14 protein-coding genes and 1 tRNA gene are annotated in these 12,061 nt (G+C 65.8%); 8 read left to right on the top strand and 7 right to left on the bottom strand.

The features are described 5' to 3' along the window. Positions 1–130 precede the first annotated feature (130 nt). The 5 genes from NDO75_RS11845 to NDO75_RS11825 form a co-directional block, all read right to left on the bottom strand. Positions 131–547: a hypothetical protein gene (locus tag NDO75_RS11845; RefSeq protein ID WP_310906489.1), complete on the bottom strand. Its 417-nt coding sequence runs from the start codon at positions 545–547 to the stop codon at positions 131–133. Between the two features lie 744 nt (positions 548–1,291). Continuing rightward, positions 1,292–1,381: transfer RNA gene (locus NDO75_RS11840), tRNA-OTHER, on the bottom strand. Positions 1,382–1,778: 397 nt separating this feature from the next. Continuing rightward, positions 1,779–1,940 (bottom strand): hypothetical protein, encoded by a 162-nt coding sequence (locus NDO75_RS11835; protein ID WP_310906487.1) that lies wholly within the window; start codon positions 1,938–1,940, stop codon positions 1,779–1,781. Between the two features lie 244 nt (positions 1,941–2,184). Next, on the bottom strand, positions 2,185–3,762 hold the full coding sequence (locus NDO75_RS11830; protein ID WP_310906486.1) for a methyl-accepting chemotaxis protein: 1,578 nt from the start codon (positions 3,760–3,762) through the stop codon (positions 2,185–2,187). 519 nt (positions 3,763–4,281) lie between these two features. Continuing rightward, positions 4,282–4,521, bottom strand: a complete 240-nt coding sequence (locus tag NDO75_RS11825) for a HalOD1 output domain-containing protein (RefSeq protein ID WP_310906485.1) — start codon at positions 4,519–4,521, stop codon at positions 4,282–4,284. 301 nt (positions 4,522–4,822) lie between these two features. Between NDO75_RS11825 and NDO75_RS11820 the strand changes: the two genes are divergently transcribed. The 4 genes from NDO75_RS11820 to NDO75_RS11805 all read left to right on the top strand — a co-directional run bounded on the left by NDO75_RS11820 (position 4,823) and on the right by NDO75_RS11805 (position 6,730). Further along, positions 4,823–4,951: a hypothetical protein gene (locus NDO75_RS11820; RefSeq protein ID WP_310906484.1), complete on the top strand. Its 129-nt coding sequence runs from the start codon at positions 4,823–4,825 to the stop codon at positions 4,949–4,951. Positions 4,952–5,013: 62 nt separating this feature from the next. Continuing rightward, positions 5,014–5,190 (top strand): hypothetical protein, encoded by a 177-nt coding sequence (locus NDO75_RS11815; protein WP_310906483.1) that lies wholly within the window; start codon positions 5,014–5,016, stop codon positions 5,188–5,190. A gap of 179 nt (positions 5,191–5,369) precedes the next feature. Then, the gene (locus NDO75_RS11810; RefSeq protein WP_255542762.1) at positions 5,370–5,492 is read left to right on the top strand and encodes a hypothetical protein; all 123 of its coding nucleotides are present in this window, start codon (positions 5,370–5,372) and stop codon (positions 5,490–5,492) included. After that, complete coding sequence (locus NDO75_RS11805; RefSeq protein ID WP_310906482.1) at positions 5,492–6,730, top strand: transposase; 1,239 nt, start codon at positions 5,492–5,494, stop codon at positions 6,728–6,730. Before NDO75_RS11810 ends, NDO75_RS11805 begins: the two co-directional genes overlap by 1 nt. Before the next feature lie 11 nt (positions 6,731–6,741). Here the strand turns inward: NDO75_RS11805 and NDO75_RS11800 are convergent, their stop codons facing one another. Continuing rightward, entirely contained in the window at positions 6,742–7,167 is a 426-nt protein-coding gene (locus tag NDO75_RS11800; RefSeq protein ID WP_310906787.1) for a CBS domain-containing protein, read from the bottom strand. A gap of 904 nt (positions 7,168–8,071) precedes the next feature. Here NDO75_RS11800 and NDO75_RS11795 point away from each other — a divergent pair. From NDO75_RS11795 to aglJ, 3 genes are all read left to right on the top strand, one after another. Further along, positions 8,072–8,287 (top strand): hypothetical protein, encoded by a 216-nt coding sequence (locus NDO75_RS11795; RefSeq protein WP_310906480.1) that lies wholly within the window; start codon positions 8,072–8,074, stop codon positions 8,285–8,287. A gap of 24 nt (positions 8,288–8,311) precedes the next feature. Beyond that, positions 8,312–9,601 (top strand): UDP-glucose 6-dehydrogenase AglM, encoded by a 1,290-nt coding sequence (gene aglM, locus NDO75_RS11790; protein WP_310906479.1) that lies wholly within the window; start codon positions 8,312–8,314, stop codon positions 9,599–9,601. 311 nt (positions 9,602–9,912) lie between these two features. Beyond that, positions 9,913–10,920, top strand: a complete 1,008-nt coding sequence (gene aglJ, locus NDO75_RS11785) for an S-layer glycoprotein N-glycosyltransferase AglJ (RefSeq protein WP_310906478.1) — start codon at positions 9,913–9,915, stop codon at positions 10,918–10,920. A 117-nt stretch (positions 10,921–11,037) separates the two neighbouring features. Here the strand turns inward: aglJ and NDO75_RS11780 are convergent, their stop codons facing one another. Further along, on the bottom strand, positions 11,038–11,367 hold the full coding sequence (locus tag NDO75_RS11780) for a hypothetical protein (protein WP_310906477.1): 330 nt from the start codon (positions 11,365–11,367) through the stop codon (positions 11,038–11,040). A gap of 161 nt (positions 11,368–11,528) precedes the next feature. On the opposite strand from NDO75_RS11780, the gene NDO75_RS11775 reads away from it, so the two are divergent. Then, positions 11,529–11,738, top strand: coding sequence for a ribbon-helix-helix domain-containing protein (locus NDO75_RS11775; RefSeq protein ID WP_006186097.1), 210 nt, complete (start codon positions 11,529–11,531; stop codon positions 11,736–11,738). The last annotated feature ends 323 nt before the right edge of the window (positions 11,739–12,061 follow it).

Here is a 12,061-nt window from a genome sequence, read left to right as displayed (position 1 = left end):
GCATACCTAGTCTCACACCGAGGCGGGCTCCCCGGCTCCCCCACCCATCGCGTCTCTAGGGCCACGACGCGAGCTCACTACTGCTCACTCGGACCGGCCGTCTAGGCGAGGAGGTGTCCCGCCGTCGCGGTCACGAGGCCCACGACCACGAGCCCCGCGAGGGCGCCTGCCAGCCGGTGGACGACCGGGGCGGGCCCAGCCGGCCGGGCCCCCAGCCAGACGGCCAGCGTGAACGCGCCGACGGCGCCGAGAAAGCGGGCGATCGCGCCGGCGACGCTCGCCGGATAGTGTTCGCGCGGACGAGCGGGCGATCGAGCGTGTAATGCAACGCCCAGCAGTCGGCCCAGGGGGCGTCGTACAGCGCGTGGACCGGGCCGCCGACCAGCGGCTCGAAGTGGTGGAAGTCCGGCCCGAGCCCCCAGAGCCCGCCGATCGCGACGAGCCACAGCGGCCCCCAGACGGGCAGTGGCGAGCGGAGGCCGACGAGGATCGCGAGCACGAGCAGGAGCGTGGCCCCGACGAGGAAGTGGACGATTGCAGGTGCCATAGGGAGGGATGCCGCGGTGCTGGCTGCCATCACCCGGCGGCGAGTTAGGGCTCTGAACGTACTGGAGGGACGAACAGCCCTGCTTGCAGTCGCCGCGGCCGGCGGCAATCGACTGGCCGGGGTGGCGTCTGCGTCGCGCGTGGCCGCGGACTGCTACCGCCCCGCTGGGGCGGAGGTGGTCGCATCCCTGTACCCGGCAGCCGCCACACGGCGCGCCGCCGGTATCGCCGGGCGACAGGCGCGCCATGTGCTCGCGATCGCCGTGGGCACCGGCCCCCACTCTGTGGTAGTGTCCCACCGCAGGGCCCGTGTCGGGGACTCCCCCTGTCGAGAGTCGCTGCGAGTTGCCTGTTGCTGGTGGCCGGCCTGGTTTTGGGCGGTGCCCGGGAGCCCGCAGTCACGTCCGTCTGTGCGTGATATCCCCCGAGTACGTAGTCAGACCGCTGGATGGGAGCGCGGAGCGCGCTCGCAGGTCATAGGCACCTGCCGGCACGCGGCCTCCCCCATCGGTGCCGGCTGTCCTGTGACGGTGAGCCCGTTCGTCTGCGCTCGTCCGCCCACTTGCCTCTGTGGCGTATGGCCGCCCGTGTACTCCCGGTTGTCTACCTGCTCGCCGCCAGCTGGCCGACTGGCCGCCGATTGCGACGAAGATCAGGCCGCGGCCACTGGCCGCGACCGGGAGCCGACCAGAGGCGTGGCTCGGACCACGGAGCCAGGGATCACTACGCGATCGGCCACAGAAAGCGGAAGGGGTGGGATTCGAACGCCACGAGGCACAAGTGCCGCCGCAGTTCCCGATGGGACCACGGTGCTCTGCCGCTGAGCGACCCTTCCGTACGCAGATCATCGCCGCGATCCCGGGTAGTAATCCGCTGCCTAAACCGCTCGCAAGCGGTCCGTTCTCCGCACGTCGGTCGTGATCGGTGAGGTGCCGGGCGTACCCATACCCTCGGTCGGCGTCCCGAAACCGGGGTCGGTCTCGCGGGCGTGGTGGTGCTCGTACTCGCGGTCGGAGTGTGAGCTACCGCGCCTGCGACCGCCGCCCACGGCGTGGGCAGCCACCCCTGCGCGACACGTTGCGGGCCTGAACCTAGTAGTCTAGCACCTCTCACCATCGCTTCCACACGGACACACGACCTGCTCGCGAAGCCCCGCCCGTGGCGGCTGGCGCCGAGCGAACACATCCTGGCTCGCTGCGGTCGCCCGGCCGTCCGGGCCAACAAGCGCGCACCTAGAGCGGGATGGTCGCGATCTCGCTCGAGCCACACGTCGGGCAGGCAGAGCGGTCGTGCGAGAGCGTGGTGCCACAGCGGCGACACTCGTGGTGGACCGACGACCGGCGGGCCGTCGGTGATCGCCCGATGAAAGTCAGCAGAGCGTCAAATACTGGCATACGTTACTATCAGGATGTGCTGATCATCCACCCGGCAAATGCTTTGTGAACGTCCTCGTTTGTGATCTAGAACTAGACAATTGTTTGCTTCTCACGCCAGTCGCCGATCCCTTCTGGGAAGCGACAGTAACAACTGAACCGATTTACACACCGATCGCACAGCCCTCGTGCGATCGGGTGTGCAGTGATTTTCAATGGCTACTATAGGTCCCAGCCCGCCCGACGCGGGAGTGACGGGCACGCCTCAGTCGCGCTCAGCGCGGTGGCCCGACGAATCCTCGAGGAGCCCCGTCGCCGGAGGCGCGGCGGCATCGCCGGCCCCTTCGCTGGCGGGGACCGCCGGCGGCCGGCCGGCCGCATCGGTCTCGAACGTGTCGAGAGCTGCGGCGAGGTGCGACGCCTGGTCGGCCAGCCCCGTGATAGCGCCCGAGACCTCCGAGAGCGCGCTCGTCTGCGCTTCGGCCGCGGCGGCGACGGTTTCGGCTTCCGCGACGGTCTCCTCCGAGATGGCAGTCGCCTCGTCGACCATGGCGACGACCTGCTGGGTCGCGGCGGCTTGATGTTCGGTCGTGGTCGAGATTTCCTGAACGCCGTCGTTCGTCTCCTGGGCATAGGTGGCGATTTCCTCGAGTGCGGCCGCAGCGGTCTCGACCCCCTCACGGTGGCTGCCGACCTCTGCGCTGGTCGCCCGGACCGTCTCGACCGTCCGGTCGGTCTGAGATTTGATCGCCGCGATGAGGTCATCGATGTCAGCAGCGGCAGCTTTGGTCTCTGCAGCGAGGTCCTTGACCTCGTCGGCGACCGTACTGAAGCCCCCGCCGCCGGCGTCGGCCGACCGGGACGCTTCGATACTGGCGTTGAGCGCGAGCATGTTCGTCTGATCGGCGACCCGCGAGATGGACTCGACCAGCTCGTCGATCCGGTCGATCTCGGCCTGGAGGGCCTCGATTTCCGCAACGGCCCGGTCGGACTCGGCGTCGATGTCGTCCAATCCGTCGAGCGCGGTCTGGGCGGCGTCACGCCCCCTCGTACTCGTTTTAGCAGTGCGCGCGGCGATGTCCGCCACCTGGGTCGACGCGGAGGCGATCTCTTCGATCGTGCTCGAGAGCCCGCTCATCTCGGCGTCGACCGACTCGAGGTGCGCGTGCTGGCGTTCTGCGCCGTCGGAGATGTCCTGAATCGACGTCGTCACCTGCGCGGAGGCCGTCCGAACCTCGTCGGCGCTCGCCGTGACGTCCCCGGAGGCGGTCGCGACGTCCGTCGCGAACTGCGTGAGGTACGCGGTGGTCGACTCGAGGTCGGCGATCATCTCGTTGAACGCGAGCGCGATCGCCTCCATCGCGTCGATCGCGTTCTCAGGATCCATCCGTTGGGTCAGATCACCGGCGGCACACGCCCGCATCACGGCCGCGTACTCGTCGGCCGTCTGCACCAGCTGTCGGTTGGTTTCGTCGGCCGCCTCGCGGAGTCGAACGGCCTCGCGCCGCGCCTCCTCTGCTTCCTCCATTTTCGTCTGCAGCGATGCCCGCTTGGTCTGCAGCTCGTCGATCGTCCGGAGTCCGGTGTTGACCACCAGTACGACGAACACCGCCCCGAAGAGGAAGACGAACCCCGTGAGAAGCCGGAATATCGCCGTATACCCGTTCACCGTCACCCAGAAGGCAGCGACGTAACCCACGAAAAACAGCGCCATCAGGCCGAAGAGGCCCTGCCACCGGCGCCGATAGGCGGTCTCCTCGAGGCGCCCCAACAGGGTCCGCGTGTAGAGGAGCGACCCGCCCATGACGACTGCCCCGGCGACGATCAGCGCCGGGACGATCATCGCGGGCCCTCGCGCATCTCGGTCGGGCCATACGCGGGCGACGGGGAGCCGCGCGGTCGAGCCGGCGACAGCGAGAGTCTGATCGGACGCAGGTGACGCATAGTACAGCCGAACGGCGGGATCGGGAGGAGAGGGGACTCCGCTCTCATATCTGTCTTGGTGACCGTCCGTCTTCTATTAATACATTAGGTTCTCTTCAGTCCCTCATGCGGTCGCACCGCTCACCCGGCCGGTTTCGCCTCGATGGCATCGGCGACCCGGCTGCGCTCGCGCACAGGCGGCCGTGGGCGAGCCTGGGGCTATAACGCGTGCACAGTGGACGACACACGTAGCAAAAGCCCTCGCGCCAACGCACGATGGTCCGCGGCCAGGATACCCTTCGCGAAGGTGACAGCGCCACCGCCCGAGCAAGTGACGGCAATCGCAGCCAAACTCGTGCGACACGTGGCGGGGGGCGTGGGACACGGCCGGCGGCGGACACCCGCCGGTGCCGACTACCCCCACGGGGCGCAATGACCGTCACCGGGCGCCGAGACGGACTTCAGTCGGTGTCACGAGGACGTCGAAGCCTTCGTACACGAAGCGGACCATGATATCTTCCCCGCGCTCGATGAGAGCATCGAGCGCGTCGGCCTCGATCGTCTCATAGAGCGGTGGGAGGTCCTCGAGAGGCGTATCCTCGGCCGCCGCGACGGCTCGCGCCACTTCGACCGTGGCGGAGTCGCCGTCTCGGAGTTCGTGGATTACTTCCTCCTTCATGAGGTAGGTACGCCCCAGTCGCTCTTAGCTACGAGTTCGATTCCCGAACAGTGAGAGCCATTCGCACGGTTATGAGATGTGGGACATCAAATCGGCCCTCGAGGAGGATGGTCCGACTGGCGTGTGGCCGGGAAGACCGTCGGGCGACTGGAGGGAGCGACACCTGAGAACCCCCGCCCAGCCGAAAGCTGTGGGCACACTGTCACCGATAACCAGTCGATATATTCTGCACAAATTATAAAATTTGATTGGACTGTTCAAAGAGGAATCTTTTTCTTGGCTGCACACGAACGGGGGTCATATGGCGGACGAGCGAGCCGACCCGGAGGTGTCGCCGACCGAAGCGACCCAGGCAGAGGTCGACGACGCGATCGACGCCGTCGAGCGGGACGCCGACGAGGGCGACGATATACTCATCGCAGAGTCCTGATCGGCGACCGTACTCGCCCGCGCGTAGATCGCCACGCGTCGGCCACGAGCGGGGGTAGGTCTGTGCGCGTAGCGTGGCCGGCCGACCGGTGGATGGCCTGTCGGTGGTCACCGACCGAACGGGTCCGTCTACATGCTCGACTAGGCGAAGCAGCGATCGACGACGCGGTCACCACGACGTTCGCGGGGGCAGCGACCGTCCTCACCGAGGTCGCCGCCGATCACGTCTTCACTTTCTGAAGCCGTTCTGCTCCCCAGCGGGTGACGCGGGGTTAGCTGAATCGAGGTGCTAAGCCCCCTTCCTCAGCGAGCGAAGCAAGCAGGGAGGGGATACAGCGCCGCTCGTTTTCATACACTCTACTACGGCAGGCCCACGTTCTGCAGGACTTATGCGCACCCATGCGCATAATGCGTATGTCGTGAGACGGAAGAATATCACCATTCGAGAGGACCAAGCCGAGTGGGTTGAGGAGAACCACCTGAACCTCTCGTCGTTCGTCCGTGGTCAACTCGACGAACTCATTGAGGAACGCGAGAGCTGATGTACTACGCCTACAAGTATCGTCTCGAGCCGTCCAACGCCCACCGCGAGGAGTTGGACCGACATCGGGATATCTGTAGGCAACTGTACAACCATACCCGCTACCGCCTCAACGAGTACCGAGAGAACCACGGCGAACTGCCGTCCATGACCACACTTCGATCGGAGCTACCCGACCTCAAGACGTGGTGGGACGGACTCTCGGACGTGTACTCGAAAGTTCTCCAAACCGTCGTCGAACGGTTGTTTAACAATCTCAGTAGCCTTTCTGCGCTCAGGCAGAACGGCTACGGCGTCGGGATGCTCAAGTGGAAGCCACCGCGCGAGTTCCGCAGTTTCACGTACAATCAGTCTGGCTTCAAGCTCGACAAGAAGGGCGGTCAGACTGTACTGTCACTCTCGAAACTCGCGGACATACCGATCCGGCTCCATCGAGAACTCCCCGACAACGCCGCACTCAAGCAGGTCACGCTCAAGAAGGAACCGACGGGCGAGTGGTTCGCTACGTTCGGTGTCGAAGTTGACCGAGAGCCACCGGAGAAGCCCGACCGTCCGAAGACCGTCGTCGGGATCGACGTGGGTATTCTGAAGTACGCCCACGACACCGACGGCCACGCGATCGAATCGGCCGACCTCTCGGACGAACGCGACCGACTCGAGCGAGAGCAACGGAAGCTTTCACGCAAAGAGCATGGGTCGAGCAACTACGAGAAACAACGCCGTCGCGTGGCCGAATGCCACGCCGATCTGAAGAACAAGCGCCGCGATTTCCTTCACAAACTCTCGGCGTACTACGCTCGAGAGTATGACCTCGTGGCGGTCGAAGATCTCAATGCGAAGGGATTGGTCGAACTTGACGGCAACTCTCGGAACCGTGCCGGAGCGGCGTGGGGAACGTTCCTCCGAATGCTCGAGTACAAGTGCGAACGCGAAGGCACGCATTTTGCCGCGGTCGATCCAGCCGGAACGACCAAAGAGTGTGCGGCGTGCGGTGTCTCAACCGACAAGCCATTGTGGGTCCGCGAACACTCGTGTCCGTCGTGCGGTTTCACGGCGGACAGGGACTGGAACGCAGCGTGGAACATTCTTTCTCGCGGTATCAAGCAGTTAGGAGCGGGACGCTCCGAATCACCGCTTGTGGAGACTGCGCTCCCTATGGGAACCACTTCGGTTCCTGCAAAGCGCGTCATCGAAGCAGGAAGCCCCACCCTCACGGAGCGAGCGCAAGCGAGCGAGTAGGGTAGGGTAGTTCACGTGTGCTCGTAGAGCGGGATTTCGGCCTCGACGACCTCACCGAGCAACTTGAGTTCGCGGCCGAGCAAGACGACGAAGTCGTCGAAGGTGACGATCCCGGCGAGATCGCCGTCCGCGTCGGTCGCCGGAATCCGGCGGACGTTCGCCTCGGTCATCGCGCGGAGCACCTCGAAGATCCCGCTGTCGGCGTCGACCGTCACGATATCGTCGCTCATGACGTCCGCCGCGGTCGCCGACTCGGGGTCGGTTCCGTGTGCGGCCGTCGCGAGCGCGATATCGCGGTCCGTGACGATCCCCTGCGGGCGCTCGCCGTCGACGATCACGACGCTGCCGACGGTTTCGTCGGCCATCAGCTGTGCGATGTCGGCCAGGGAGGTACTCGGCGCGGCGCTCACGACCGCGTCTCGGACGATCGATTTCACTTGGGGGCATTGGCTGATCACTGGTCCATCGCGGCGGTTGACGACCGCCGGCGATAGGCTCCTCGTCGCCCGCTGACGAGATAACGCCCGACCGCCACCTGGAGCCCGACTGCCCTCGGAGTTTCGCGTCGGGCCGTCAGGCCGTGGAATCGGGCCGGTTCGGACGGGACACGCCCGCTCGCCCCACAGAGAGCCGCCCCACGGCCGGGCCGCCGTCATCGTTCCATCGATCGTGAGAAAATGTTTATGTTGTGTGGTACCGTACCACATACTGTGGCGCGGCCACGAGGATACATCGGACGACCGTCGTCGGTCCGTTCAATTGAACGGCCTGATAGCGGCTCGGGACACAATCAAAGGTCCTGTAAGAGGGACGCGAGATGAACGCCCCGAAGGAGGACCGCAGCGGTCCGAAACGTCGCTGCCATGGCAGCGGCGTGTGAAGGCCAAGTACCGGATCGCGGGTGACCGCGATTCGCGAACCCGGGTCACGCCGGCACGGCCGTAGGGACCGTGGAAAACATCTCCCGTCCGGGTCCAAGTCGTGGCCAGCGCCGACACAGTTACTCGTTCTTTTGGGCAGCCGATCAGCGCGACGGCGGTAGCCCCGGGTCCGACGGCCGACCGATCAATCCGAAACGGCAGCGAGTACACTCACCGCGTCAACGACCCGCAACGAGGGCCGATCTAGCACAGCGAGTCGTACTCCGGGTGGCGTCCCGGTTGGCGCTACAGCGCCCGCCGCTGGTGCCGGCTCGCGAGCGCATCCAGCGGAACTACGAGTGTGTGTCCCCCTACAGCGCGAACGCGAGGTCGCTACCTATCCGACGAAGTAACCGTACCGGCGGCCGGAACGTCGTGCTCGCCCGAATGATTAAGACGGACGGCTACGCTCGTCCGGACGATGCCTGCCCACCGCGATCAGTCCGCGACTCTGTTGGCTCGCCTCGAGGGGACGGCGTGCAGCTTCTGCGACGAAGGGCACCTCGTCAGCGAGCGAGACACAGGCACCGACGCGGTCGTCTGTGCCGCCTGCGGCACGCCGGGCGCGCGGAGCTGGACCGCCAAACCAGCGGCGGCCGACGCCGCGTCCGCCCTCGCGAAATCCAAAAGCGACTAACGCACCCCCACCCATGCGAGGTGCATGACCGTCTCCATCGTCGGCAGCGGCTACGTCGGCACCACGATCGCCGCCTGTCTCGCCGACCTCGGCCACACCGTCATCAACGTCGAAATCGATGAGGACATCGTCGACAGCATCAACGCCGGCGAGGCGCCGATCCACGAGTCGGGCCTCGAGGAACGCATCGCTGCCCACGCGGGCACCGCCCTCCGTGCGACGACGGACTACGACGAAATCCGCGACACCGACGTCACGTTTCTCTGTCTCCCCACGCCCCAGACCGAGGACGGCAGTCTCGACCTCGCGATCATGCGCGCCGGCGCGGAGTCACTCGGCCGCGCGCTCGCGGACAAAGCCGACGACCACCTCGTGGTCGTCAAGAGTACGGTCCTCCCCGGAACAACCGAAGACGTGGTCGCGCCGATCCTCGCGGCCGAATCGGGCACCCCGATCGGCGAGGGGATCGAGGTCGCGATGAACCCCGAGTTCCTCCGGATGGGGACCGCGGTACAGGACTTCCTCGAGCCGGACAAGGTCGTCCTCGGCACGGCGAGCGACGAGGCGGCCGCGACCCTGCGCGAACTGTACGCCCCCATCTTAGAACGAGACGAGACGGCTCTCGTCGAGACCGACATCCGCGAGGCCGAGCTCATCAAGTACGCGAACAATGCCTTCCTCGCGGCCAAGGTCTCGCTGGTCAACGAACTGGGTAACATCGCGACGGAGTACGACGCGGACGCCTACGAGGTCCTCGAGGCGGTCGGTCTCGACGACCGGATCTCCGACCGCTTCATGCGCTCGGGGCTGGGCTGGGGCGGCTCCTGTTTCCCGAAGGACGTCAACGCCCTGCGGGCCGGCGCGCGCGAGCAAGGATACGAGCCCGAGTTACTCGACGCGGTCGTCGACGTCAACGACGACCAGCCCCGGCGGCTGGTCGAGTTGCTCGCTGATCACGTCGCCCTCGAGGGGGCCCGTATCGCGGTCCTCGGGCTCTCGTTCAAGCCCGGCACCGACGACGTGCGCAAGTCGCGCGCGCTGGACGTGATCGACCACCTCCGCGCACGCGGCGCGACGGTCGTCGCCTACGATCCGGTCGCGGTCGAGAACGTCCGACCCGACTATCCGGAGATCGAGTACGCCGACTCGGCCGAGGACGCGCTCGCGGGTGCGGACGGGGCCGTCGTCGCGACCGACTGGCCCGAGTTCGGCGACCTCTCGTTTACCGGGATGGCCCGGCGAGTCGTCGTCGACGGGCGGCGGATCGACGTCGACGCGGACGCCCTCGAGGTCTACGAAGGGTTGACCTGGTGAATCGGTCGATCGAGAAAGGGGACGTTCGAGTGGCTCGTGGCGATCGATAGGACGCACGCGTACCGATTGTCGATCAAGGCCGGTTCTCGATGCGCGTCTCGAACTCCCTGTGGAACTCCTCGCGGTACTCGTCAACGGCCTCCTGCAGGCCCGAGTCGGCCCACGAACCGAAATCGTCCATCGTGTCCCTCGTACGTATAGGGGATACGTATGTCTGACGGCGATCGTATCGATCACGGAGAATTGTAATCTCTCCATTCCGAGAGTGCCGATCAGTAGCCTTTTGCGGGTCGGCGGGGGAGTACGTCCCGATGGAAGACGATGCGGTTCGTGCGGACTCGAGCGTCCTCTCGGACGGCGGCGAGACGGTCGCCGTCAGCGAGGAGAGCGACGAGATCACGCCGGACGAGGTCTGCGTGCTCATCCCGACGCTCGACGAGGCGGCCACGATCGGCGACGTGATCGAGGGCTTCTACGACGAGGGGTACACGAACGTCGTCGTCGTCGACGGCGACTCGACGGACGACACCCGCGAGATCGCTCGCGAGCACGGCGCGGAGGTGTTCGTCCAGTCGGGCGAGGGCAAGGGCCAGGCCGTCCGCGAGGCCCTCGAGTACGTGACGGTGCCGTACGTCCTGATGCTCGACGGCGACGGCACCTACGACCCGGCCGACGCGGACAAGATGATCGAGCCACTCGAGCGGGGCTACGAGCACGTGATCGGCAACCGCTTCGCGGACATGGACGACGACGCGATGCGCGCGCTGAACGGCTTCGGCAACCGGATGATCAACCGCGCGTTCGGCTTCGTCCACGGGGCCAACTACGAGGACATCCTCTCGGGCTACCGGGCGTTTACCGTCGACTCGTTCGAGCGGCTCTCGCTCGACTCCGACGGCTTCACGATCGAGACCGAGCTGGCCGTCGAGTGCGTCAAACACGGGGTCGAGACGACGGTCGTCCCGATCAGCTACCGCGCGCGCCCCGACGAGTCCGAGACCAACCTCCACCCGATCAAAGACGGCGGGACGATCCTGCTGGCGCTGTACTCGCTGGCCAAGACCAACAACCCCCTCTTTTACTTCGGCAGCCTCGGCGTCGCCGGAATTATCTCGGGCACCCTCATCGCGATCTACGTCCTCTGGGAGTGGGTCCAGTACACGCAGAGCCACGAGGTGATGGCGGTTGCCTCGGCCGCTGCCATCCTACTGGGTGTCCAGTTGCTCATGTTCGGCGTCCTCTCGGATATGCTCGTTACCCTCCACCGCGAGCAGCGACAGCGGCTCGAGCGGATCGCGCGTGAGGCGCGCGACAAGTAGCGCGGTCGAGCCTCGCGATTCGGGTGCCCTCGGCTGACGCGAGTCGATACGCTGTTGGATACGGTCGTGCTAACAGAACGACGGCCGAGCGGCAGCGAACGCGGAATCGAGAGCAGGTCAGAACGGCAGTAGCGAGCGGACTTGCGCGACGACGCCGCTCGAGCGGTTCCGTCGGTACTCCTCGAACGGCTGGTGGAGCTGGTTCAGTAGTTCCTGCCGGGAGTCGAACCGGGCCGTCGGGACGCGGTCGAGCATCTCGCCCAACGCGACGGTGTTGCCGTGAACGTCGTAGGGGATGCGCTCGTGGCCGAGTTCTCCCTTCACCTCGTCTTTCGTGGCCGGAAAGGAGAGGTCGGATTTTCTGAGCTGGGCGTCGACGGCGGCGATGCCGAACTCGATACTGTCGGGTTCCTCGTCGTCTCCGCTCGATGGTGGCCGGACTCCCATGCCTGTGCCCTTCGGTACGCAGTCAAATATAAAAACGCCTGCGGAGACGAACGACGAGGGGACGGGTATCGCCAACGGATATAGGGGTGAACGGCGGACGACGACCCCGGATGACCGCCGTCCGTCGACACGCCTTTGGGGGCCGCGACGGAGTATGGCGTATGACCGAATACACCACGGTGTCGATCCCGAAAGATCTCGCCGACCGCGTCGAGGAGACGATCGAGGGGACGAGCTTCCAGAGCACCAGCGATCTCGTCCGGTTCCTCCTGCGCAGTATCGTCATCCAGCACCAGAAGGAGGGTGAGCTCACCGAAGCGGAGTTCGAGGAGATCACCGAACAGCTCCGAGGGCTGGGCTACCTCGAGTGACACAGCACCGGCTTCACGTACCGACAGCGTCGATCGATGGGTCGCTTGCCCGGCTGGATCGTCGAGAAACGTGAGGCCAGCGCTTTTGAGTCTCGAGCCAGTTAGCTCCATGTGGAGGGTCGACACACGTGCCTCACATTCCGAATTTCCCGTCCAACGACCGCAACGACGACGGGCGTGATCGGAGCCCGGGAGGCATCATCGACCGAATTATCGGCGACGACGAGTTCCCGGTGTCCTCCGGGGGCTGACGCCCGACTCGAGGTTTTTTCGGCCGAGCCAGACGCGACACGACGATGGCAAGCGTCGGCTGTACCTTGAGC

Source organism: Natrinema sp. 1APR25-10V2, from assembly GCF_031626495.1.
Lineage (GTDB): Archaea > Halobacteriota > Halobacteria > Halobacteriales > Natrialbaceae > Natrinema.
The sequence above is the reverse complement of the archived record's forward strand: the minus strand, read 5'-3'. Positions and strand labels throughout refer to the sequence as shown.